The sequence below is a fragment of the Streptomyces sp. NPDC047841 genome, from assembly GCF_040704085.1.
GTDB classification, from domain to species: domain Bacteria; phylum Actinomycetota; class Actinomycetes; order Streptomycetales; family Streptomycetaceae; genus Streptomyces; species Streptomyces argyrophylli.
Map to the genome: position 1 here is coordinate 453233 of NZ_JBEYRP010000001.1, position 21083 is coordinate 474315.

At 71.6% G+C, this 21083-nt stretch carries 21 protein-coding genes and 1 pseudogene; 5 read left to right on the plus strand and 17 right to left on the minus strand.

Features of this window, described 5'->3' with window-relative positions:
* Positions 1-5: 5 nt before the first annotated feature.
* Positions 6-434, minus strand: coding sequence for a hypothetical protein (locus AB0947_RS01845; RefSeq protein ID WP_366748311.1), 429 nt, complete (start codon positions 432-434; stop codon positions 6-8).
* 316 nt (positions 435-750) lie between these two features.
* Between AB0947_RS01845 and AB0947_RS01850 the strand changes: the two are divergent.
* A pseudogene (locus AB0947_RS01850) lies at positions 751-1095 on the plus strand (IS5/IS1182 family transposase); the annotation flags it as partial.
* Positions 1096-1340: 245 nt separating this feature from the next.
* Here AB0947_RS01850 and AB0947_RS01855 read toward each other — a convergent pair.
* Both AB0947_RS01855 and AB0947_RS01860 read right to left on the minus strand, forming a co-directional pair.
* On the minus strand, positions 1341-2669 hold the full coding sequence (locus AB0947_RS01855) for a TRAM domain-containing protein (RefSeq protein ID WP_366748312.1): 1329 nt from the start codon (positions 2667-2669) through the stop codon (positions 1341-1343).
* Between the two features lie 256 nt (positions 2670-2925).
* A complete protein-coding gene (locus AB0947_RS01860; RefSeq protein ID WP_366748313.1) occupies positions 2926-4974 on the minus strand; it encodes an APC family permease in 2049 nt (682 codons plus the stop codon).
* 374 nt (positions 4975-5348) lie between these two features.
* Here AB0947_RS01860 and AB0947_RS01865 point away from each other — a divergent pair, with 374 nt between their 5' ends.
* Positions 5349-6020, plus strand: coding sequence for a TrkA family potassium uptake protein (locus tag AB0947_RS01865; protein WP_196943819.1), 672 nt, complete (start codon positions 5349-5351; stop codon positions 6018-6020).
* Positions 6020-6688: a TrkA family potassium uptake protein gene (locus AB0947_RS01870; protein ID WP_014675525.1), complete on the plus strand. Its 669-nt coding sequence runs from the start codon at positions 6020-6022 to the stop codon at positions 6686-6688. The genes AB0947_RS01865 and AB0947_RS01870 overlap by 1 nt, the downstream gene beginning before the upstream one ends.
* 102 nt (positions 6689-6790) lie before the next feature.
* Here the strand turns inward: AB0947_RS01870 and AB0947_RS01875 are convergent, their stop codons facing one another.
* The 8 genes from AB0947_RS01875 to AB0947_RS01910 all read right to left on the minus strand — a co-directional run bounded on the left by AB0947_RS01875 (position 6791) and on the right by AB0947_RS01910 (position 14208).
* Positions 6791-7540, minus strand: coding sequence for a DUF3159 domain-containing protein (locus AB0947_RS01875; protein WP_366748314.1), 750 nt, complete (start codon positions 7538-7540; stop codon positions 6791-6793).
* Positions 7541-7543: 3 nt separating this feature from the next.
* Positions 7544-7942 carry an OB-fold nucleic acid binding domain-containing protein gene (locus AB0947_RS01880; protein WP_171152122.1) on the minus strand — a complete coding sequence of 133 codons (399 nt, stop codon included), beginning with the start codon at positions 7940-7942 and terminating at the stop codon, positions 7544-7546.
* A gap of 80 nt (positions 7943-8022) precedes the next feature.
* Complete coding sequence (locus tag AB0947_RS01885) at positions 8023-8742, minus strand: response regulator (RefSeq protein WP_366748315.1); 720 nt, start codon at positions 8740-8742, stop codon at positions 8023-8025.
* A complete protein-coding gene (locus tag AB0947_RS01890) occupies positions 8736-11294 on the minus strand; it encodes a sensor histidine kinase KdpD (RefSeq protein ID WP_366748316.1) in 2559 nt (852 codons plus the stop codon). The genes AB0947_RS01885 and AB0947_RS01890 overlap by 7 nt, the downstream gene beginning before the upstream one ends.
* 134 nt (positions 11295-11428) lie before the next feature.
* Positions 11429-12124 (minus strand): ABC transporter ATP-binding protein, encoded by a 696-nt coding sequence (locus AB0947_RS01895; protein WP_366748317.1) that lies wholly within the window; start codon positions 12122-12124, stop codon positions 11429-11431.
* Between the two features lie 188 nt (positions 12125-12312).
* Positions 12313-13074, minus strand: a complete 762-nt coding sequence (locus tag AB0947_RS01900) for a DUF3710 domain-containing protein (RefSeq protein ID WP_366748318.1) — start codon at positions 13072-13074, stop codon at positions 12313-12315.
* Between the two features lies 1 nt (position 13075).
* Positions 13076-13627: a dUTP diphosphatase gene (gene dut, locus AB0947_RS01905; RefSeq protein ID WP_189814050.1), complete on the minus strand. Its 552-nt coding sequence runs from the start codon at positions 13625-13627 to the stop codon at positions 13076-13078.
* Positions 13624-14208 carry a PaaI family thioesterase gene (locus AB0947_RS01910; protein ID WP_366748319.1) on the minus strand — a complete coding sequence of 195 codons (585 nt, stop codon included), beginning with the start codon at positions 14206-14208 and terminating at the stop codon, positions 13624-13626. The genes dut and AB0947_RS01910 overlap by 4 nt, the downstream gene beginning before the upstream one ends.
* 112 nt (positions 14209-14320) lie before the next feature.
* Here AB0947_RS01910 and AB0947_RS01915 point away from each other — a divergent pair, with 112 nt between their 5' ends.
* Positions 14321-14785 carry a DUF3093 domain-containing protein gene (locus tag AB0947_RS01915; protein WP_366748320.1) on the plus strand — a complete coding sequence of 155 codons (465 nt, stop codon included), beginning with the start codon at positions 14321-14323 and terminating at the stop codon, positions 14783-14785.
* A 71-nt stretch (positions 14786-14856) separates the two neighbouring features.
* On the opposite strand, the gene AB0947_RS01920 is transcribed toward AB0947_RS01915, so the two are convergent.
* From AB0947_RS01920 to AB0947_RS01935, 4 genes are all read right to left on the minus strand, one after another.
* A complete protein-coding gene (locus AB0947_RS01920) occupies positions 14857-15771 on the minus strand; it encodes a hypothetical protein (protein WP_366748321.1) in 915 nt (304 codons plus the stop codon).
* A gap of 13 nt (positions 15772-15784) precedes the next feature.
* Positions 15785-16081, minus strand: coding sequence for a DUF4193 domain-containing protein (locus AB0947_RS01925; protein WP_171152140.1), 297 nt, complete (start codon positions 16079-16081; stop codon positions 15785-15787).
* A gap of 393 nt (positions 16082-16474) precedes the next feature.
* On the minus strand, positions 16475-17731 hold the full coding sequence (locus AB0947_RS01930; protein WP_366748322.1) for a HAMP domain-containing sensor histidine kinase: 1257 nt from the start codon (positions 17729-17731) through the stop codon (positions 16475-16477).
* A 5-nt stretch (positions 17732-17736) separates the two neighbouring features.
* A complete protein-coding gene (locus tag AB0947_RS01935; protein ID WP_130438183.1) occupies positions 17737-18390 on the minus strand; it encodes a response regulator transcription factor in 654 nt (217 codons plus the stop codon).
* A 425-nt stretch (positions 18391-18815) separates the two neighbouring features.
* On the opposite strand from AB0947_RS01935, the gene AB0947_RS01940 reads away from it, so the two are divergent.
* Positions 18816-18989, plus strand: a complete 174-nt coding sequence (locus tag AB0947_RS01940) for a hypothetical protein (RefSeq protein WP_366748323.1) — start codon at positions 18816-18818, stop codon at positions 18987-18989.
* 76 nt (positions 18990-19065) lie between these two features.
* On the opposite strand, the gene AB0947_RS01945 is transcribed toward AB0947_RS01940, so the two are convergent.
* Both AB0947_RS01945 and AB0947_RS01950 read right to left on the minus strand, forming a co-directional pair.
* On the minus strand, positions 19066-19881 hold the full coding sequence (locus tag AB0947_RS01945; RefSeq protein WP_366748324.1) for an inositol monophosphatase family protein: 816 nt from the start codon (positions 19879-19881) through the stop codon (positions 19066-19068).
* 8 nt (positions 19882-19889) lie between these two features.
* On the minus strand, positions 19890-21017 hold the full coding sequence (locus tag AB0947_RS01950; RefSeq protein ID WP_366748325.1) for a ferrochelatase: 1128 nt from the start codon (positions 21015-21017) through the stop codon (positions 19890-19892).
* Positions 21018-21083 lie beyond the last annotated feature (66 nt).

Sequence of the window (21083 nt, forward strand, 5' to 3'; positions counted from 1 at the left end):
GAGCACTATTTCAGGTATTCCGTAAGCACGGAAATCCGCATCAGATCTCCCTCGATCTTCGCCTCATCCTCGGCGTGCCGGGCCTTGCTGTAATCGAGGTGGTTCGAAATCTGCGCGCAGGCATCCAACAGCGTCTTCAGGTGCGTCTGCCAGAAATCGTGCACCTTCAGCACGGCCGAACCGCTCACGAAGTTTCCGTTGGTCAGTGCCGTCGCCGCGTCGAACGTGGAAGAACGGGCGATGTCGCCCTCCTTGCCCAGCCGGCCCAGCAGGTCGTACGCGTCATTGCCGATAGCACCGAGGTCGTCCCGATTGACCACCAGCTCCCCGACGCCACCACCTCCGCCACCGTCGGCCGGAACGCTGTCGATCCGCAGGGCAGTTCGTTCGGCCGCCGCCGCGCGCAGTTCGGCCCACTCTTGCTCGAACGTCATAATTCCCCCAAGTCCATCCGGGCAGGCCATTCCACCGTACTCGCGCGGCCACCGACCTGATCAGCTGTCACTTGTACCATCACCAGCCCACGGAGCGGACGGTAGTCGCTCCCTCCAAGCCCGGACGCCACACCGATCGGGCCACCGAAGTGCGCTGACCGAGCCGGCGGCGCGGCGGTACCCCGCCGGTCCCCCGGACCAGTGGCTCAAGTCCGCTTCTTGCCGTGGTGAGGGCGGATCCACCGGTCCACGGCCGACCCCACCCCTGTCGCTCTCAGCCCGTTAGACGCCCCTGCGTTCGTGCCGTGGGCCATGTCTGTGCGGCAGGTTTAGCCGTTGCGGGTGCGTGGGGGTATCACCGTGGGTCGTCGGATGAGTCGTGGGAGCGGATCGAGCCGCTGTTACCGAGGAAGAGAGCGTCGGTTCCGGTATCCGGGCCGGAAGCCGTTGCCGGCTGGCAGCAACCGCACGAGGTGCTGCTGACCGAGCTGAACGCGGAACGGAAGCTGGACTGCTCCCGCTGCGTGCTCGACTCCTCGGAAAAGGGAGCTTCACCGGCCCCTCGCCGGTCGAACGGGGCAGAGTCGGCTCCCAACACCACCTGATCACCGACGGACACGGCACCCCGCCCCCGATCATCTTGACCGGGGGAAGCCGCAACTGCGCTAGCAGACGAGGGCGCAACCGCCATTCGGTCCGTCGACATCGGACCGCCTCAGCGCCGCCATGCCACCTTGGAGCGCGGCGATGGACGCCCGCGCGGTATGACGTGTCCATCTCCTCGTCACCGACCGGGACCATAGGTCACGCCCGTACGTCGGGCATGCTGCCTGCCCCACGTCATGCCCCCGTGGAAACAGGTCGGCAGGACCGGCAGAGACCCGGCACTCCAGAGGAAGGGGCAGGTCAGGAGCCCTTTGCTGCGGGCTCCAGGATCGCCACGCACTCCACGTGATGCGTCATCGGAAACAGATCGAACGCCCGCAGCGTCCGCACCCGGTAGCCGCCCTCCCGGAAGTACCCCAGGTCCCGGGCCAGCGCAGCGGGATCGCAGGCGACGTAGGCGATGCGGCGGGCGCCGAGGGAGGACAGGTGGGCGATCGTGTCGCGGCCGGCGCCGGCGCGAGGCGGGTCGAGGACGATCAGGTCGACCTCGCTGATGCCGGTGCGCGGCAGGACCGACTCGACCTTGCCCTGCTCGACGCGGACCCGCGGGAAGTCGGCCAGGTTGTGCCGCGCGTCCTCGACCGCCCGCTTGCCGGACTCGATGCCGAGGACCGCGCCCTTCTCGCCGAGACGGTCGGCGAGCGCGCCGGCGAAGAGGCCGACGCCGCAGTACAGGTCCAGGGCCGTCTCGCCCTTGCGGGGCAGCAGGCCCTGCATGACGGCGGTGACGAGCGTGTCCGCCGCCTTCGGGTGGACCTGCCAGAAGCCGCCGTTGCCCACCCGGTGCGTACGGCCGTCCGCGCGTTCGCGGACGAAGGGGCGGCCGTGGACGCGGTGCACTCCGCCGGACTTCTCGTCGACCCGCAGGACGGACACCGGCCGGTCCAGTTCGACCAGCGGCAGGCGGGCACCCGGACGCGGGGTGAGGATCACCTGGCGGTCCTGGGAACCGGTGGCCGCGACGGCCTCGACCGTGTCCATGCCGGTCCAGTCCCGCTTCTCGATGCCCAGCTCGCTCACGCCCGCCGCCGCGATCATGCAGTGGTCGATGCGCTCGACCTCGTGCGAGCGGTGCCGGCGCAGACCGGCGTGGCCCTCGGCGTCGACGGCGTACTGGACGCGGGTGCGCCACTGCGGGACCTGGCCGGCGGGCAGCTTGTCGCCCTCGGCCGGGACCACGGTGCCGTCCCAGCCCGCCTCCTCGGGGGTGAGGCCGGCGAGCCGCTGGAGCTGCTCGGCGATCACGTCGGCCTTCAGCCGGCGCTGGGCGCCCGGCTTGGCGTGCTGCCAGTCGCAGCCGCCGCAGCGGCCGGGGCCGGCGAAGGGGCAGGGGGCCTCGATGCGGTCCTTGGACGCCTCCAGGACCCGTACGGCGTCCGCGCGCAGGAAGCGGGCGCCTTCCTCCCCCTCGGTCACCCTCGCCACCACCCGCTCCCCGGGCAGCGCGTGCCGGACGAACAGCACCTGTCCCTCGGAGGTGCGGGCGACGCAGTGGCCGCCGTGGGCGACGGGGCCGATCTCGACCTCGTACTCCTCGCCCACCAGAGACTTGGTCGGTTCTGCCTGCATGGTGGGGTGACTCCAGACCGGGAAATCGGGGATTGGGGGCGGCCCGCACCGGCGGGCCCGACAACAGCCCACCAGTCTACGGCCTCCCCACCCCACCCCGGACCGCACCCGAGGGCTCCGCCGACGCCACCCCGGGCCTGACCGAAGGCGCCCCCGACGCCACCCCCGGCCTCCGCCAGCCGCCAAGGGCTCCCCCGACGCCCCCAGACCTCCGCCGAGCCCTGCCCCGGTTCCCGGTGGCTCAGTCCCTGGTGGCTCAGTCCCTGGCCGACGGCTCCTTCGGCCGCTCCACCGCCGGGCCGCGCCGGACCGCGCCCGGTGCGTTCCACTCCTGGCGCCTGCGGGCCCGCAGCTTGGCCGCCTCCGAGGACTGCAGCTGGTACGGCACCGAGGTCACCATGACGCCCGGCGTGAACAGCAGACGGCCCTTGAGCCGCAGCGCGCTCTGGTTGTGCAGCAGGTGCTCGTACCAGTGGCCGACCACGTACTCGGGGATGATCACGGAGACCGCGTCGCGCGGGGACTCCTTGCGCAGGCCCTTGACGTACTCGATGATCGGCCGCGTGATCTCGCGGTACGGCGAGTCCAGGACCTTGAGCGGTACGTCGATCCCGCGCCGCTCCCACTCCTCGCGCAGCGCCTTGGTCTCGGCCGGGTCGACGTTGACGGTCAGCGCCTCCAGGGTGTCCGAGCGCATCAGCTTGGCGTAGGCCAGGGCGCGCAGCGTCGGACGGTGGATCTTCGAGATCAGCACCACCGAGTGCACGCGCGACGGGCGGACCATGTCGTCGGCCGGGCCCTCGGGCGCGGCGATCTCCTCGGCGACCCGGTCGTAGTGCTTCCGGATCGCGGTCATCGTCGCGTAGAAGATGCACATGCCGAGCAGGGCCACCCACGCGCCGTGCGTGAACTTGGTGACCAGCACGACGACGAGCACCAGGCCGGTGAAGAAGGCGCCGAACGCGTTGATCGCCCGGGAGCGGACCATGTGGCTGCGCTTGGCCGGGTCCTTCTCGACCCGGAGGTGGCGGTTCCAGTGCCGGACCATGCCGGTCTGGCTGAGCGTGAAGGAGACGAACACGCCGACGATGTAGAGCTGGATCAGGCGGGTGGAGTCGGCGCCGTAGATGAAGACCAGCAGCATCGCCGTGCCCGCGAGCAGCACGATGCCGTTGGAGAAGGCGAGCCGGTCGCCGCGGGTGTGGAGCTGGCGCGGCAGGTAGCGGTCCTGGGCGAGGATCGAGCCGAGCAGCGGGAAGCCGTTGTACGCCGTGTTGGCGGCCAGGAACAGCACGAGCGCGGTGGCGGCGGCGAGGAGGACGAACAGGAAGCTGCCCTTGCCGAAGACCGCCTCGGCGACCTGGGAGATCACCGGGTTCTGGACGTAGCCGGCGCCGAGCGGGACGCCGTTGTGCAGCAGGTCGGTGGCCGGCCGCTCGGCCATGCGGACCTTGGTGGTCATGGCGAGCGCGATGATGCCGCAGAACATGGTGACGGCCAGCAGACCCATCAGGGCGAGCGTGTTGGCCGCGTTCTTGGACTTGGGCTTGCGGAAGGCCGGGACGCCGTTGGAGATGGCCTCGACGCCGGTGAGGGCGGCACAGCCGGAGGAGAAGGCGCGCAGCAGCAGGAAGACGAGCGCGAAGCCCGCGAGGCCCTGGTGCTCGGCCTTGATGTGGTAGGCGGCGGTCGGCGCCCGCATGGTGTCCCCGAGGATCAGACCCCGGAAGGCGCCCCACGCGATCATGATGAAGACACCGCCGACGAACACGTAGGTCGGGATCGCGAACAGCTTGCCCGACTCCTTCACGCCCCGCAGGTTCATGAGCGTCAGCAGCACGATCACGGCGGCCGCGCAGAAGACCTTGTGCTCGACCACGAAGGGGATCGCGGAGCCGAGGTTCTCGATGCCGGAGGAGATGGAGACGGCGACGGTCAGGACGTAGTCCACGAGCAGGGCGCTGGCCACGGTGAGGCCCGCCTTGGGGCCCAGGTTGGTGGTCGCGACCTCGTAGTCGCCGCCGCCGCTCGGGTAGGCGTGCACGTTCTGCCGGTAGGAGGCGACCACGGTGAACATCAGCACCACGACCGCGACGGCGATCCAGGGGCTGAAGTGGTACGCCGACACGCCCGCGATGGACAGGACCAGCAGGACCTCCCCCGGCGCGTAGGCGACGGAGGACAGCGGGTCGGAAGCGAAGACGGGGAGTGCGATGCGCTTCGGCAGGAGCGTTTCGCCCAGCCGGTCACTGCGCAGTGCGCGCCCGATCAGAATCCGTTTGGGCACGTCGGTCAGTTTGGACACGAGAGAGGATCGTAAGCCTTCGAACTGGCACCCGCCCACCCGGCGTGCTGGATCTGCCTCACGAGTGAAATCGGGGGCGCACGGAACTACGGAATCCGTGCTTCGTGTGCCCGCCGTGCCTAGATGGCAAACCCCGCCTGTCATCGCACTTCGGAGGTTCCATGCCCGCGACCGCGGAGCTGATCGGGGCGCTGCTCGCCCTCGGCGGCCTCGGAATCCTGACCTTGTGCAGCGTGCGCAGCATCACTCGCCGACGGCTCCCGCCACCGCCCGCGGCACAGGGGTGCCCGCCGCGTGGCGCCCGTGTGTAGCTTTGGGCGTCGGTCTGAGACCCTGATGCTGAGCAGTAGCTTTTGGACACCGGAAGGACGGTCGTGCACATCGTCATCATGGGCTGTGGAAGAGTGGGTTCCGCTCTTGCCCAGACCCTGGAGCAACAGGGACACACGGTCGCCGTGATCGACCAGGACCCCACCGCCTTCCGTCGGCTGGGCCCGGGATTCGGGGGCCGCCGGGTCACCGGGGTCGGCTTCGACCAGGACACCCTGCGCGAGGCGGGCATCGAGGAGGCCGGCGCCTTCGCCGCCGTCTCCAGCGGCGACAACTCCAACATCATCTCCGCGCGCGTGGCCCGCGAGATGTTCGGCGTGGAGAACGTGGCCGCCCGGATCTACGACCCCCGCCGTGCCGAGGTCTACCAGCGTCTGGGCATCCCCACCGTGGCCACGGTGCGCTGGACCGCCGACCAGATGCTGCGCCGGCTGCTGCCTTCCGGGGCCGAGCCGCTGTGGCGCGATCCCACCGGCGGGGTGCAGCTGGCCGAGGTGCACGCCTCCCCGAAGTGGGTCGGTCACAAGATCAGCAGGCTGCAGGAGGAGACGGGCGTCCGGGTGGCGTTCCTGACCCGCCTGGGCGAGGCGATCCTGCCCACCTCGCAGACGGTGCTGCAGGAGGGCGACCTCGTGCACGTGATGATGCGGACGGACGACGTGGACAAGGTCGAGGCGGCGTTCGCCGGTGGCCCGGAAGAGGAGGGCGGTCACTGATGAGGGTCGCCATTGCCGGGGCCGGCGCCGTCGGCCGCTCGATCGCGGGCGAGCTGCTGGAGAACGGCCACGAGGTCCTGCTGATCGACAAGGCGCCGACCGCCATCTCGGTCGAGCGCGTCCCGCAGGCGGAGTGGCTGCTCGCCGACGCCTGCGAGATCACCTCCCTGGACGAGGCGGCGCTGCAGCGCTGCAACGTCGTGATCGCCGCGACCGGCGACGACAAGGTCAACCTGGTCGTCTCGCTGCTCGCCAAGACGGAGTACGGCGTTCCGCGCGTCGTGGCCCGGGTGAACAACCCGAAGAACGAGTGGCTGTTCAACGAGGCCTGGGGCGTCGACGTCGCCGTGTCCACCCCGCGCCTGATGTCCGCCCTGGTCGAGGAGGCCGTGAGCGTCGGCGACCTGGTCCGGCTGCTCCGCTTCAGCCACGGTGACGCCAACCTCGTCGAGCTGACCCTGCCGGAGGAGTCGGCGCTGGCCGGCACCCAGGTCGGGGACGTGCAGTGGCCGGAGGACACCTCCCTGGTCACGATCATCCGCGGCACCCGTGTGCTGACGCCCTCCAAGGAGGACTCCCTGGAGCCCGGCGACGAACTCCTCTTCGTGGCCGCGCAGGCCCGGGAGGAGCAGCTGGAGGACCTGCTGTCGGTGCGGCGCGAGGACTGACCGCACGACGACGAAGGGCGCCCCTGGCAACAGGGGCGCCCTTCGTCGTCGTGGAACCGCTGAGTCTCCGGGCGGGGTCCGCCCGGCCCCTCCGGAGCCCGCTCAGTCCTCCCGGCGGTGCCGGCCGCCGGCCGCCTCGGCGGCGGCCTTCCTCTCCTCGGCCGCCTTCTCCTCCGCCTCCATCTCCGCGAACACGTCGATCGGCGCGGGCGCCTTGGCGAGGAAGACCCAGGTCAGCCACACCGCCAGCAGGAACGGCGGGATCTTGAGGATGACCAGGACCCAGCCGAGCTGCGCGGTGTCGGCCCACCAGTACAGCGGGAAGAGGATCGCGCACTTGGCGAGCAGGATCAGGCCCCAGGCCCAGCTGGCCTTGGCGTACGCCTTCTTGCGGCCGGGGTTGCGGGTGCGCCAGGAGAGGTTCTCCTTGAAGACCGGGCCGAGGATGAGGCCCATCAGGGGCACACCGGCCAGCGTCGTGATGATGTACGCCAGCGCCAGGCCCAGCGTGTAGAGCATGCCGGGGAGGTAGAAGTCCTTGGCGTTGCCGGTGAACATCGCGAACGCGACGCCGAAGGCCACGCCGAAGACACCGCTGAAGGCGTGCTTGACGGTGTCCTTCATCGCCAGCCGGACGACGACCAGGATCAGCGACAGGGCCAGCGCGGCGATGGCCGCCATGTGCAGGTTCTTGTTGACCGTGAAGATCGCGACGAAGAGCAGGCCCGGCAGGACCGTCTCGACCATGCCGCGGACCCCGCCGAAGGCCTCGAACAGCGCCGCCTCGGTCACCGCGCGGGCGTCGGGCTGAGTCTGGTCGGTGTCTTGGGTCGGCTTGTCGAGGGACGTCACCGGCTACTCCCGTCCGAGGGGTCGCAGTTCGTATTTCGGGTTGAACAGCACCCGGCGGCCCCGGCTCATCGAGATCCGGCCCGATGCGATCAGCTTGCGCCCCGGTTCTATCCCCACGATGGAGCGCCTGCCGAGCCACACCACGTCCAGCGCGGCGGTGCCGTCGAACAGCTCGGCCTCCAGGGCCGGGACTCCGGCACGCGGGCGCAGGGTGACCGTGCGCAAGGTACCAGTTACGGTGACGATCTGCCGGTCGTGACAGTCACCGATCTTGGTGCACCCGGCCGTCTCCGCGTCCTCGCGCAGCTCCTCGGACTCCAGGTCCTCCTGCGACGAGGAGAGCCGGTCGAGCATGCGCCGGAACCGGCCGGCCGGCTTTTCCGAACGAGGAACAGCAGTCATACCTGAAGCGTACCGGGGTGCGCCGACACGGCCGTAGCGCAGCTCACGTCCACAGCGCGCCTCCTCCCCCGCGGGGCGGTTCACGTCTCGAACCGGTATCCCATCCCCGGCTCGGTGATGAAGTGCTTCGGGTGCGACGGGTCCGACTCCAGCTTCCGGCGCAGCTGGGCCATGTACACCCGCAGGTAGTTGCTCTCGGTCCCGTACGACGGCCCCCACACCTCCTGGAGCAGCTGTTTCTGGCTGACCAGCCGGCCGGTGTTGCGGACCAGCACCTCCAGCAGGTGCCACTCGGTCGGGGTGAGCCGCACGTCCCTGCCGCCCCGGTTGACCTTCTTGGCGGCGAGGTCGACGGTGAAGCCCTCGGTCTCCACGGTCGTCACGTCGTCCTCGCCCGGCCCGGCCGGCTCGGCCCGGCGGACGGCGGCCCGCAGCCGGGCCAGCAGCTCGTCCATGCCGAACGGCTTGGTCACGTAGTCGTCGGCGCCCGCGTCCAGCGCCTCCACCTTCTCGTCGGAGGAGTGGCGGGCGGACAGCACCAGGATCGGCACCCGGGTCCAGCCGCGCAGCCCCCTGATCACCTCGACGCCGTCCATGTCGGGCAGCCCCAGGTCGAGGACGACCACGTCGGGGTGGCGGGAGGCGGCGAGTTCCAGCGCGGTCCTGCCGTCGGCGGCCGCGTCGACCTCGTACTTGCGCGCCTTGAGGTTGATCACGAGGGCGCGCACGATCTGCGGCTCGTCGTCGACCACGAGCACCCTCACGGGGGTCTGGGGGCTCCCCCCAGCCGGGCTCACCATGTGGCCTGCCTTTCCGGTTCGGTACGGGACTCCCCGGCGGGGAGCGGCTCGGGGCGCGGTCCTGCCGCGCGCAGGCTCAGCACCATGGTGAGCCCGCCGCCCGGCGTGTCCTCGGCGGTGAGGGTGCCGCCCATGGCCTCGGCGAAGCCCCGGGCGACCGCGAGGCCGAGCCCCACGCCGGCACCGCGCGGTGCGTCACCGTACCGCTGGAAGGGCTCGAAGATGCGGTCCTTGGCCTCGTCCGGGACGCCCGGGCCGCGGTCCACCACGCGCACCTCCACCCGGTCGGCGATGGCGCTCGCGGCCACCAGCACGGGCCGTCCGGGCGGGCTGTACTTGACGGCGTTCTCCACCAGGTTGGCCACCGACCGCTCCAGCAGCCCTGGGTCGACGGCGACCATGGGCAGCGTCTCGGGCACGTCGAGGTCCACGCTGTCCTCGGGTACGCCGCCCAGGGCCATCGGTACGACCTCGTCGACGTCGATCTCGCGGATCAGCGGGGTGACCGTGCCCGTCTGGAGGCGGGACATGTCCAGGAGGTTGCCCACGAGGTGGTCGAGCCGGTCGGCGCCCTCCTCGATGCCCTCCAGCAGCTCCGCCTGGTCCTCCTCGGACCAGGCGACGTCGTCGGAGCGCAGGGAGGACACGGCGGCCTTGATGCCGGCCAGCGGGGTGCGCAGGTCGTGGCTGACGGCGGCCAGCAGGGCGGTGCGGATGCGGTTGCCCTCGGCGAGCGTGCGGGCCTGTTCGGCCTCCTCCTTCAGGCGCCTGCGGTCGAGCACGACGGCGGCCTGGGCGGCGAACGCGGCGAGCACCCGGCGGTCCGCCGCGGGCAGCACCCGGCCGGTGAGCGCCAGTGCCATGTGGTCGCCGACGGGCACGTCGACGTCGGCGTCCTCGGGGCGTTCCAGCGGCGGCCCGAAGCCGGCGCGGCCCGCGCAGGTCCAGGGCGCCACGTCGCTCGCGCGTTCCAGCAGGGCGGCCGACTCCATGGCGAAGGTCTCGCGGACCCGTTCCAGCAGCTCCTCCAGGCTCGTCTCGCCCCGCAGCACGTTCCCCGCGAGGAAGGAGAGGATCTCGGACTCGGCGCGCAGCCGGGCGGCCTGGTGGGTGCGCCGGGCGGCGAGGTCGACCACCGAGGCGACCGCCATCCCCACCCCGAAGAAGATCGCGATGGCGACGATGTTCTTGGGGTCGGCGACGGTCAGCCGGTGCAGCGGCGGGGTGTAGAAGTAGTTCAGCAGCAGCGAGCCGAAGGCCGCCGAGGCCAGCGCGGGCAGCAGGCCGCCGAGCAGGGCCGCCGCGACGGTGACGGCCAGGAACAGCAGCATGTCGTTGGCGAGGCCGAGGTCGACGGTGTTCAGCAGCACCGCGAGGATCGCGGGACCGGCCAGGCCGACCGCCCAGCCCCAGATGATCCGGGCCCGCCCGAGCCGGCCGCCCCGGGCCACGGGCAGTCCCCGACCCTTGGCGACCTCTTCGTGGGTGACGATGTGCACGTCCAGGTCGGGGCCGGAGTCCCGGGCGACCGTGGCGCCGACGCCGGGCCCGAAGACGTACTGCCAGGCCTTGCGGCGGGAGGAGCCGAGCACGATCTGGGTGGCGTTCACCCCGCGCGCGAAGTCGAGCAGGGCGGCCGGGACGTCGTCGCCGACCACCTGGTGGAACGTTCCGCCGAGGTCTTCGACCAGGGTGCGCTGGACGGCCAGTTCCTTCGGGGAGGCCGATGACAGCCCGTCGCTGCGGGCGATGTAGACGGCCATGACCTCGCCGCCGGCGCCCTTCTCGGCGAGCCGGGTGGCCCGGCGGATCAGGGTGCGGCCCTCGGGACCGCCGGTCAGGCCCACCACGATGCGCTCCCGGGAGCCCCATATCGCCGAGACCCGGTGCTCGCTGCGGTAGGCGTTCAGGTACGCGTCGACCCGGTCGGCCACCCAGAGCAGCGCCAGCTCGCGCAGGGCGGTGAGGTTGCCGGGGCGGAAGTAGTTGGACAGGGCCGCGTCGACCTTGTCCGGCTGGTAGATGTTGCCGTGCGCCATGCGGCGGCGCAGGGCCTGCGGGGACATGTCGACCAGCTCGATGTCGTCGGCCCGCCGTACGACCTCGTCCGGGACGGTCTCCCGCTGCCGCACCCCGGTGATCGACTCGACCACGTCGCCGAGTGACTCCAGGTGCTGGATGTTGACGGTGGAGACCACGTCGATGCCGGCGGCCAGCAGTTCCTCCACGTCCTGCCAGCGCTTGGCGTTGCGGGAGCCGGGGATGTTGGTGTGGGCCAGCTCGTCCACGAGGGCGACGGCGGGCGCCCGGCGCAGCACGGCCTCGACGTCCATCTCGCCGAAGACGGCGTCCCGGTACTCCAGCCGTCTGCGCGGCACCTGCTCCAGGCCGTGCAGCATCACCTCGGTGCGCGGCCGGCCGTGGCTCTCCACGAGCGCGACCACGCAGTCGGTGCCCCGCTCGACCCGGCGGTGCGCCTCGGCGAGCATCGCGTAGGTCTTGCCCACGCCCGGTGCCGCACCGAGGTAGATCCGAAGCTTGCCGCGTGCCATGGCCCCATTGTCTTCCCGTGCCTGTCGCTTACGCAGCGTCGACCCTACGGCCCACGACCACGGCGAACGGGACGGGGAGCGGGAGCGGCCCGCAACTTTGACGCAACCCTGATGGCCCCGCCGGGCGGCGCGGCTCAGTGCTCGGTGATCTCCCCGTCGCGCAGTTCCAGCACCCGGTCGGCCAGGTCCAGCAGGGTCGCGTCGTGCGTGGCGACCAGCGCCGTGACCTGCTCGCTGCGGACGACGGCCCGCAGCAGCTCCATGACGGCGTGCCCGGTCTCGGCGTCGAGCTGGCCGGTGGGCTCGTCCGCGATGAGCAGGGCGGGCCGGTTGGCGAGGGCGCGGGCGATGGCGACCCGCTGCTGCTGGCCGCCGGACAGCTCACCGGGCCGCTGGGCCGCGTGCCCGGCGAGCCCCACCAGGGAGAGCAGCAGTCCGACCCGCTCCTCGCGCTCGCGCGGGTCGGCCCGGCGCAGCCGCAGCGGTACGCCGACGTTCTCGGCGGCGCTCAGGATCGGGATGAGCCCGAAGGACTGGAACACGAACCCGACCCGGTCCCGCCGCAGCCGCAGCAGCTCGCTCTCGCCGAGCCGGGCGAGGTCCCGCCCCTCGACCTCCACCCGGCCGCGGTCGGGGGTGTCCAGCCCGCCGACGATGTTCAGCAGGGTGGTCTTTCCGGACCCCGACCGCCCCTTCAGGGCCACGAGTTCCCCGCGGGGCACCTCGAAGGACACCCCGCGCAACGCGTGCACGGCGGCGGCCCCCGCGCCGTACGACTTGTGCACGCCCTCGACCCGCACCATGGTCTCGGTGACGACCTGACCGCTCATGCCCCTCCCCCATCGACCGGCCGCCAGTATCACCGGAGGGGACGGCGCCCCGGAAGGGGCGCGGGGACCTGCGCGAGCGACCACGGCGGACCCGCGCCCGGTAGCGGCCGGGCACCCCGACGGCGCGACCGCGCACAAAGCGGGCCGCACCCCCGAGGGGCACGGCCCGTGTATCGCTGCCGAAGCCGTCAGCGGACCTCGGTGATCTCGGGGCCTCGCTGCAACTGCCCCATCCCCCCGGAGAACCGCGAGCCCTCCTCCTGCTGGACCCCCTCGGGAACCATCTGCGCGTCGTTGGGCAGCTTGAGGACGATCGGGTCGCGCGGGGCCATCGGGCCCTCGCCGCGGACCACGACGGTGTCCCGGAAGATCTGCTCCAGCAGCCCGGCCGCCTGCGGCTGCACCGCGCCCTGGCCGGAGATCACCCCGCGCAGGAACCACCGCGGGCCGTCCACGCCGACGAACCGGACGACCTGGAAGCCGCCGGTGCCGTCGGGCAGCTGCACCGGAACCTGGGCGCGCAGCTCCCACCCGAGCGGGCCCTCGACCTCGTCGACGATGCCACCCTGCTGGGTGATGCCGGACGCGATCTCCTCGCGGACCTCGCCCCAGATGCCCTCGCGCTTGGGCGCGGCGAACGCCTGGAGCTGGACGGCGCTGTCGCGCAGCACGACGGTCGCGGCGACGATGGCGTCCCCGGCGACCTCGACCCGCAGCTCCATGCCGTCGACACCCGGTACGAACAGACCGCCGAGGTCCACGCGGCCCTCGGCCGGGTCGCGCACCTCGCTGCTGTCCCACGGCCCGTCGGGCCTGGGCTCGGGCTCCAGCCGGACGCGCTCGCGCCCGGCCTCCACTTCGTCCGCCTCGGTGTCGACGCTGTCGACGACCTGCTCGGCCTCGCCGGCCGCGTCCTCGGCGGCACCCTTCTTCTTGCGACGTCCGAACACGTCACTGTCCTTCCCGGTCGGATACGACCGAAGCGTATCGATTCCCACCCGTCGGACCGCCCTCGGCGGCCTGACCGCTTGTGCCGCTCTCGCCGCCCACCGCGGCATGGCCACCGGTGGACCCGAAGCCCCCTTCGGCCCGCGCGGAGCCGGGAAGTTCCGCCACCTCCTGGAAGCGGACCCTCTCGACCTGCTGGACGACCAGTTGGGCAATCCGGTCGAAGCGCTCGAACCGCACGCTCTCGCGCGGGTCGAGATTCACCACGATCACCTTGATCTCCCCACGGTACCCGGCATCAACCGTCCCCGGGGCATTCACGAGGGCGACACCGCAGCGGGCGGCGAGACCGGAACGCGGATGCACGAAGGCCGCGTACCCCTCGGGCAGGGCGATCGACACACCCGTGGGCAGGACGGCCCGTTCTCCGGGCGCCAGCTCGCACGCCTCGGTGGTGCGCAGATCGGCCCCGGCGTCCCCGGGGTGCTCGTACGCCGGAAGCGGTACGTCCGCGTCGACGCGCCGGATCAGGACGTTCAGCGGGTCTCGGCTCACGGGTTCACCTCGAAGGCGCGGGTGCGCCGGATCTGGTCCGGGTCGTTCATCGCGGCCCGGATCTCCTCCTCGCGGCCGTGGTCGGTGAAGTGGTCGACCTTGACCTCGATGAAGAGGGCGTCGGCGCGTACGGCGAGCGGTCCGCCGGGGCCGCCGAGGCGCCCGGTGGCCGTGCAGTAGATCTTCCGCCCGGCGACGGCGGTGACCTCGGCCTCCAGGTACAGCGTGGTGCCGACGGGCACGGGCCGCACGAAGTCGGTCTCCAGCCGTCCGGTGACGGCGATGGTGCGCAGCAGCCAGTTCAGCGAGCCGAGGGTCTCGTCCAGGGCCGTGGCGAGCACTCCGCCGTGCGCGAGGCCCGGGGCGCCCTGGTGGGCGGGCTGCACGGTGAACTCGGCGGTCAGCGAGACGCCCTCGCCGGCCCGGGCCTCCAGGTGCAGTCCGTGCGGCTGTCCGGGACCGCACCCGAAACAGTGTTCGTAGTGGGCGCCGAGGAGCTCCCCGGGCGCGGGCGCGTCGGGGTGCCGTACCGGTTTCACCGCGTCGGCAGGGGGCTGAAGAGCTGCGGAACTACCACTCACAGCCGCAGACCTTACCCGGCCGCCCGTCCCCCGCCACCGCCCCGCACGACAGCGCTGCGCGCCGGACGCCCCGGCTCCGGCGCCGTGCGGATCCCGTGCCAAGCTTGGCTGCATGCAGCTCTCCGCCACCCCGTACGAAGAACGCCTCACCGCCCCCCGCTCGTGGTGGCTGATCAGCTTCCTGGTGGGCGTCTCGTTCGCCCTGATACTGCTGCCCTTCGGCACGCTGCCGCTGCTCGGCGGACTGGTCGGCGGCACGGCCGCGGCGGCGGTGGTGGCCAGCGCCTACGGCTCCCCGCGCATCCGGGTCGTGGGGGACTCGCTGATCGCGGGCGAGGCGAAGATCCCGGTGGCGGCGCTGGGCGAGGCACAGATCATGGACGCGGAGGAGGCCCGCGCCTGGCGGACGTACAAGGCCGACACCCGGGCGTTCCTGCTGCTGCGCGCCTACATCCCGACGGCGCTGCGCGTGGAGGTCACGGACCCTGAGGACCCGACGCCGTACCTGTACCTGTCGACGCGGGAGCCGGAGAGGCTGGCCGCGGCGATCGAGGCGGCGCGCACGGCGCACGCCTAAGGTCTTTCGTTCGGATCAGGCCGGATCAGCCCGGACCGGGCCGGACAGGAGCGCTGCCGAGGACAGCACACCTAGGGTCCGTCGGGCAGGCCGCGCAGGTCCAGCGGTTCCGCCGGCTTCTCCAGCGGCGGCAGTTCCGGCAGCTCGTCCCAGGGCACCTGGATCTTGCGCAGGTCGGCCCGGATGCGGGCCGCCAGTCTCCTGGTGTCCCGGCGGTTCATGACCGCCCCGACCGCGGCCCCGACCATGAACGGCATCAGGTTGGGCAGGTCGCGGACCATCCGCTTCATGATCTGCTGGCGCATGCGGCGCTTCATGTGGCCGCCCATGGCCGTGTCGTACGTCGACGGCTTCAGCACGTCGATGCCGCGCTCCCCCGACCAGGAGGACAGATACGCGGCGGAGCGGGTCTTGAGGTTCCCGGGCGGGCGTACGCCGTAGACCTCGTGGAGTTCGGCGATGAGCTTCAGCTCGATCGCGGCGACCCCGGTGATCTCCGCGGCCAGTTCGGTCGGCATGGCCGGCGGCACCGGCAGCATGGCCGCCGCCCCGATCCCGGCTCCGACCGTCGAGGTGCCGGCCGCCGCGCCCGCCACCAGTTTGTCGGCCAGTTCCTCGGGCCCGAGGCCGGGGAACTGCCCGCGCAGGGTCGCGAGGTCGCGTACGGGGATGCGCGGGGCGATCTCGATGATCCGGTCCGCGAGGTACGCCAGGCCCGCGCGAGCCCGGCTGCCGCCCTTACGGGCGCCTTCCCGGGCCATGTCCCGGGCCTTGTCGCGGACGACCGCCGCCCGCCGCCGGGCGACGGGTGCGGGGTGCTGCGCCGGCGCGGGCGAGTCCTCCCGGCCGGCTTCCGGTTCGAGCGGGGCTCCCGTCAAGGGTGAGCCCCGCTCGCCGTCACGCGCGCCGTGCGGGCCGCCGATCGGCCCTTGGTCCGCTTTCCGCAGGGAGAAGCGGCGCTTCCGGGGAGGGGTCGAGCCAGACACGGCCGACCCGTCCTCAGTCGCAGTCGCGGCAGATCGGCTGGCCGTTCTTCTCCCTGGCCAGCTGGCTGCGGTGGTGCACCAGGAAGCAGCTGGAGCAGGTGAACTCGTCCTGCTGCTTCGGCAGCACCCGGACGGCCAGCTCCTCGTTCGAGAGGTCGGCGCCGGGCAGTTCGAGGCCCTCGGCGGCCTCGAACTCGTCGACGTCCACCGCCGAGGTGGACTTGTCGTTCCGCCGGGCCTTCAGCTCTTCAAGGCTGTCCGAGTCGACGTCGTCGTCGGTCTTGCGTGGAGTGTCGTAATCGGTTGCCATAGTCGCTCTCCCCCTCTGGGTGTCTGCGGTGTCTCCAGCGCACGTAACGCGTGAGAGGCCGGACTTGTGCCCGACCTGAGGCGGAGATTTTGCCTCACATCAAGGTCTGTTACTCAATCGACACCCAACCCGGCCCCTCAAGAGTGACCGGCTTGGATGGCGGTGAGGACCGTACACGGTTCGAATGCCGCACCTCAAAGGCGCCTCACCGTGTACTTCCCGTGATCAAGAGCCCTGAAAACCCGGACTTTCCCGGCTTTCCACCTTCTGTCATGATCACTGTGCGTACATGACCGGAAATCCGCCCATGTGATCGATCACACAGGAAGAACCATGGACGGCGGTCAGAAAATTCCGCGCGGAGCGAACATCCCCCGCGTGTGTCGTGCCTGATCACAGGGGCAGCGTGACGCGCATCACCAGACCACCGCCCTCCCGTGGCCGGGCCAGGATGTGACCGCCGTGCGCACGGGCCACGGACCGGGCGATGGACAGGCCGAGACCCACCCCCTTGTCACTGCCCGTCCGCTCGGTACGCAACCGCCGGAAGGGCTCGAAGAGGTTGTCGATCTCGTACGCCGGCACGACCGGCCCGGTGTTCGTGACGGTCAGCACGGCCTGCCCGTGCTCGATCTCGGTGTCCACCTCGACCCAGCCGTCCTCCGGCACGTTGTACCGCACGGCGTTCTGGACGAGGTTCAGCGCGATCCGTTCCAGCAGCACGCCGTTGCCCTGGACCACGGCGGGCTTGCGCTCACCGCGGATCTTCACGCCCTTGGTATCGGCCTCGGCGTGCACCTGGTCGACGGCCTGCGTGGCGACCTCGGCCAGGTCGACCGGTTTGCGCTCGACGATCTGGTTGTCACTGCGGGCGAGCAGCAGCAGCCCCTCGACCAGCTGTTCGCTGCGCTCGTTGGTGGCGAGCAGGGTCTTGCCGAGCTGCTGGAGTTCCACCGGCGCGTTCGGGTCCGACAGGTGCACTTCGAGGAGCGTGCGGTTGATCGCGAGCGGGGTGCGCAGTTCGTGCGAGGCGTTGCCGACGAAGCGCTGCTGGGCGGTGAAGGCCCGCTCCAGCCGCTCCAGCATGTCGTCGAAGGTGTCGGCCAGCTCCTTCAGCTCGTCGTCCGGGCCGTCCAGCTCGATCCGGCGGGAGAGGTCCGAGCCGGCGACCTGGCGGGCGGTACGGGTGATCCGGCCGAGCGGGGAGAGCACACGGCCCGCCATCGCGTAGCCGAACGCGAAGGCGATCACGGCGAGGCCCAGGAGCGCCAGCAGGGAGCGGCTGAGCAGGTTGTCCAGGGCCGCCTGGCGCTGCTGGTCCACGCAGTGGGCGATGGCGTCGTTGAAGTCCGACAGCGGCACCGGCCCGGAGTTGATCGCGGTGACCGCGGGGCAGTTGTCGCTGGTGACCTTGATCGCCGAACCGCTTACGATCTTGAACAGCGGCTGGTTGCCGGTGCTGATCGCCTGTGCGGCCAGCAGATAGATGATCGACAGCAGCAGGATGCCGGCGATCAGGAACATGCCGCCGTAGAGCAGCGTCAGCCGTATGCGGATGGTGGGGCGCAGCCACGGGAACGGCGGCTGCGGCCTTCTGGGGTCCCAGGTGGGCTTCGGGGGCGCGTGGGGCGGTGCGGGTGTCGTGGCCACGGGGATCAGATCCGGTAGCCGGAGCCGGGGACGGTGACGATGACGGGCGGCTCGCCCAGCTTGCGGCGCAGGGTCATCACCGTCACGCGCACCACGTTGGTGAACGGGTCGGTGTTCTCGTCCCAGGCCTTCTCCAGCAGCTGCTCCGCCGAGACGACGGCGCCCTCGCTGCGCATCAGCACCTCCAGCACCGCGAACTCCTTGGGCGCGAGCTGTACCTCCTTGCCGTCGCGGAAGACCTCCCGGCGGTTGGGGTCGAGCTTGATGCCGGCGCGCTCCAGGACCGGCGGCAGCGGCACGCTGGTCCGGCGGCCGAGGGCACGGACGCGCGCGATCAGCTCGCTGAAGGCGAACGGCTTGGGCAGGTAGTCGTCGGCGCCGATCTCCAGGCCCTCGACGCGGTCGCTGACGTCGCCGGAGGCGGTGAGCATGAGCACACGCGTGGCCATGCCCAGCTCGACGATCTTGCGGCAGACGTCGTCGCCGTGGACGAGCGGGAGGTCGCGGTCGAGGACGACCACGTCGTAGTCGTTGACGCCGATGCGTTCCAGAGCGGCCGCACCGTCGTACACGACGTCGACGGCCATGGCCTCCCGGCGCAGTCCGGTGGCCACCGCATCGGCGAGCAGCTGCTCGTCCTCGACGACGAGTACGCGCACGTCGCTTGTCCTTCCTGTGTCCACCCGCGAGGACGCGCCGCGGGCGCGTGCGGGCAGGGGTGTCCGTGGATGTGACCCCCATCCTGCCCTTTTCGGCCATAAGTCGGCTGTAAGGCGGTGTCCGGACCGCTGGACCGGACCGCGGGAACGGAGGTCCGGGGCGGGAATACGAGATTTTCTCCTCAGGTTGAGGTTTCTCCAGAGGGGAGCGGGGGGAGGACGGCTTTACACCCCGCGATCACGCTCTGCATGTGCCGCAGCACCATGCGGTACTTCGGCCTCCGCTTCGCAGAGCGGGCGCGGATGTCCGGCACCGTCGCCGCCCAGCCCGGGCAGCGCTGGGCACCCGCGAGAGACGTGATCGCCCCTTCTGAACGGCACACCCCCGTGCCACCGACCCACGACCCTGGACGAGGGGGCGCAGCATGGACGCTTTCACCGCAGGACTTCTGCAGCGCATAAGGGCGACCGAGTCCGACCTGTCTCGGGCTCGTGACGAGGGCGACGACTTCCTCGCCGAGGTGGAGCAGGCAGAACTCGAAGACCTGCAACGCCTCGCCGCCGAACACGGTGTGGAGGTCGGCGCGTCACGCGTCTGAACGGCCCGGCAGGGCACGCGGAGGGACCCCGGCGAATCCAGCGCCGGGGTCCCTTCGTGTGCCCGCTCGACCCGGGTCAGTCGTGCCAGGCGCCGAAGTCCTCCAGCAGCCGCTGGAGGGGCTCGAAGACGCCCGGCGACCCGGCCACGGTCAGATCCCGCGACGGCCGCTCACCGGGCCGTCCACCGGTCAGCGCACCGGCCTCCCGGGCGATGAGGTCCCCCGCCGCGAAGTCCCACGCGTTGAGCCCCCGCTCGTAGTACCCGTCGAGCCGGCCGCAGGCCACGTCGCACAGGTCGATCGCCGCCGAACCGCCGCGCCGGATGTCCCGCAGGAGGGGGATCAGCCGCGCGGCGATCCCGGCCTGGTGGGCGCGGACCTCGGTGACGTAGTTGAAGCCGGTGGAGACCAGGGCTTGGTCCAGCGGGGGCGCGGGCCGGCAGGCGAGCGCCCGCTCGCCCTGCCACGCGCCCGTGGCCCACGCGCCGCCGCCGCGCACCGCGTGGTACGTCTCGCCGCGCATCGGAGCGGCGACGACCCCGACGACGGTCTCGCCGTCCTGCTCGGCGGCGATGGACACCGCCCAGGTCGGCAGGCCGTACAGGTAGTTGACGGTGCCGTCCAGCGGGTCGATCACCCAGCGGATGCCGCTCGTGCCCTCGACGGAGGCTCCCTCCTCGCCGAGGAAGCCGTCGTCGGGGCGCTGCCCGGAGATCAGATCGGTGATCAGCTTCTCCGCCGCGATGTCCATCTCGGTGACGACGTCGATGGGGCTGGACTTGGTCTTCGCCACGGCCAGGTCGGCGGGGCGGCCGTCGCGCAGCAGCGCGCCGGCGCGGCGGGCGGCCTCCTGGGCCAGTCCGAGCAGGTCCCGGTGCAGGGCGTCGGTCACGGGTCTCCTCACGCGTAGGGGCTGTCGGCGCCCGCGGCGGCGGGGCGCGGGGCGCGGGCCGGGCAGCAGCCGACCGGGCAGACGTGGTGGCTGGGGCCGAGCGCGCCCAGGGCGCAGGGGGCGGTCTCCTGGCCGCGTTCCACGGCGGCGCGCTCCACGATCAGCTCGCGGACGGCGGCGGCGAACCGCGGGTCGGCGCCCACGGTGGCCGAGCGGCGCACCGGCAGGCCCAGCTCCGCGGCCTTGGCCGTCGCCTCGGTGTCGAGGTCGTAGAGGACCTCCATGTGGTCGGAGACGAAGCCGATGGGGGCCATGACGACGGCCGGGACACCGGCGGCGTGCCGCTCCTCCAGGTGGTCGCAGATGTCCGGCTCCAGCCAGGGGATGTGCGGGGCGCCGGAGCGGGACTGGTAGACGAGCCGCCAGGGGTGGTCGGCGCCGGTGCGCTCGCGGACGGCGTCGGCGATCAGCCGGGCCACGTCCAGGTGCTGCTCGACGTAGGCGCCGCCCTCGCCGTGGGCCTCGACGGGGCCGGAGGTGTCGGCGGCGGAGGTCGGGATGGAGTGGGTGGTGAAGGCGATGTGGGCACCCGCGCGGACGTCCTCGGGGAGGTCGGCGAGGGAGCGCAGCACACCGTCGATCATGGGTTCGACGAAGCCGGGGTGGTTGAAGTAGTGCCGCAGCTTGTCGATCCTCGGCAGCTCCAGGCCCTCGGCCTCCAGGGCGGCCAGCGCGTCGGCGAGGTTCTCCCGGTACTGGCGGCAGCCCGAGTAGGAGGCGTAGGCGCTGGTGGCGAGGACCAGGACGCGGCGACGGCCGTCGGCGACCATCTCGCGCAGGGTGTCCGTCAGGTACGGCGCCCAGTTGCGGTTGCCCCAGTAGACCGGCAGGTCCAGGCCGTGCTCGGCGAAGTCCTTGCGCAGGGCGTCCAGCAGGGCGCGGTTCTGGGCGTTGATGGGGCTGACCCCGCCGAACAGGAAGTAGTGCTGCCCGACCTCCTTGAGACGTTCCTTGGGGATACCGCGCCCGCGCGTGACGTTCTCCAGGAACGGGACCACGTCGTCCGGCCCTTCGGGGCCGCCGAAGGAGAGCAGGAGCAGGGCGTCGTACGGGGTGGGATCGAGCGCGTCTGGCATGGGTCGATCCTCCCACCAGGCACCGACAGCGGGGAAACAGCGGGGGTGAAAAGTCGACTACCGGCC

Bases quoted from the DNA above. Each gene is read 5' to 3' on its own strand.
- AB0947_RS01845 (WP_366748311.1), bottom strand. From the start codon at position 434: ATGACGTTCGAGCAAGAGTGGGCCGAACTGCGCGCGGCGGCGGCCGAA.
- AB0947_RS01855 (WP_366748312.1), bottom strand. From the start codon at position 2,669: ATGCAGGCAGAACCGACCAAGTCTCTGGTGGGCGAGGAGTACGAGGTC.
- AB0947_RS01870 (WP_014675525.1), top strand. From the start codon at position 6,020: ATGAGGGTCGCCATTGCCGGGGCCGGCGCCGTCGGCCGCTCGATCGCG.
- AB0947_RS01880 (WP_171152122.1), bottom strand. From the start codon at position 7,942: ATGACTGCTGTTCCTCGTTCGGAAAAGCCGGCCGGCCGGTTCCGGCGC.
- AB0947_RS01885 (WP_366748315.1), bottom strand. From the start codon at position 8,742: ATGGTGAGCCCGGCTGGGGGGAGCCCCCAGACCCCCGTGAGGGTGCTC.
- AB0947_RS01890 (WP_366748316.1), bottom strand. From the start codon at position 11,294: ATGGCACGCGGCAAGCTTCGGATCTACCTCGGTGCGGCACCGGGCGTG.
- AB0947_RS01895 (WP_366748317.1), bottom strand. From the start codon at position 12,124: ATGAGCGGTCAGGTCGTCACCGAGACCATGGTGCGGGTCGAGGGCGTG.
- AB0947_RS01915 (WP_366748320.1), top strand. From the start codon at position 14,321: ATGCAGCTCTCCGCCACCCCGTACGAAGAACGCCTCACCGCCCCCCGC.
- AB0947_RS01925 (WP_171152140.1), bottom strand. From the start codon at position 16,081: ATGGCAACCGATTACGACACTCCACGCAAGACCGACGACGACGTCGAC.
- AB0947_RS01940 (WP_366748323.1), top strand. From the start codon at position 18,816: ATGGACGCTTTCACCGCAGGACTTCTGCAGCGCATAAGGGCGACCGAG.
- AB0947_RS01950 (WP_366748325.1), bottom strand. From the start codon at position 21,017: ATGCCAGACGCGCTCGATCCCACCCCGTACGACGCCCTGCTCCTGCTC.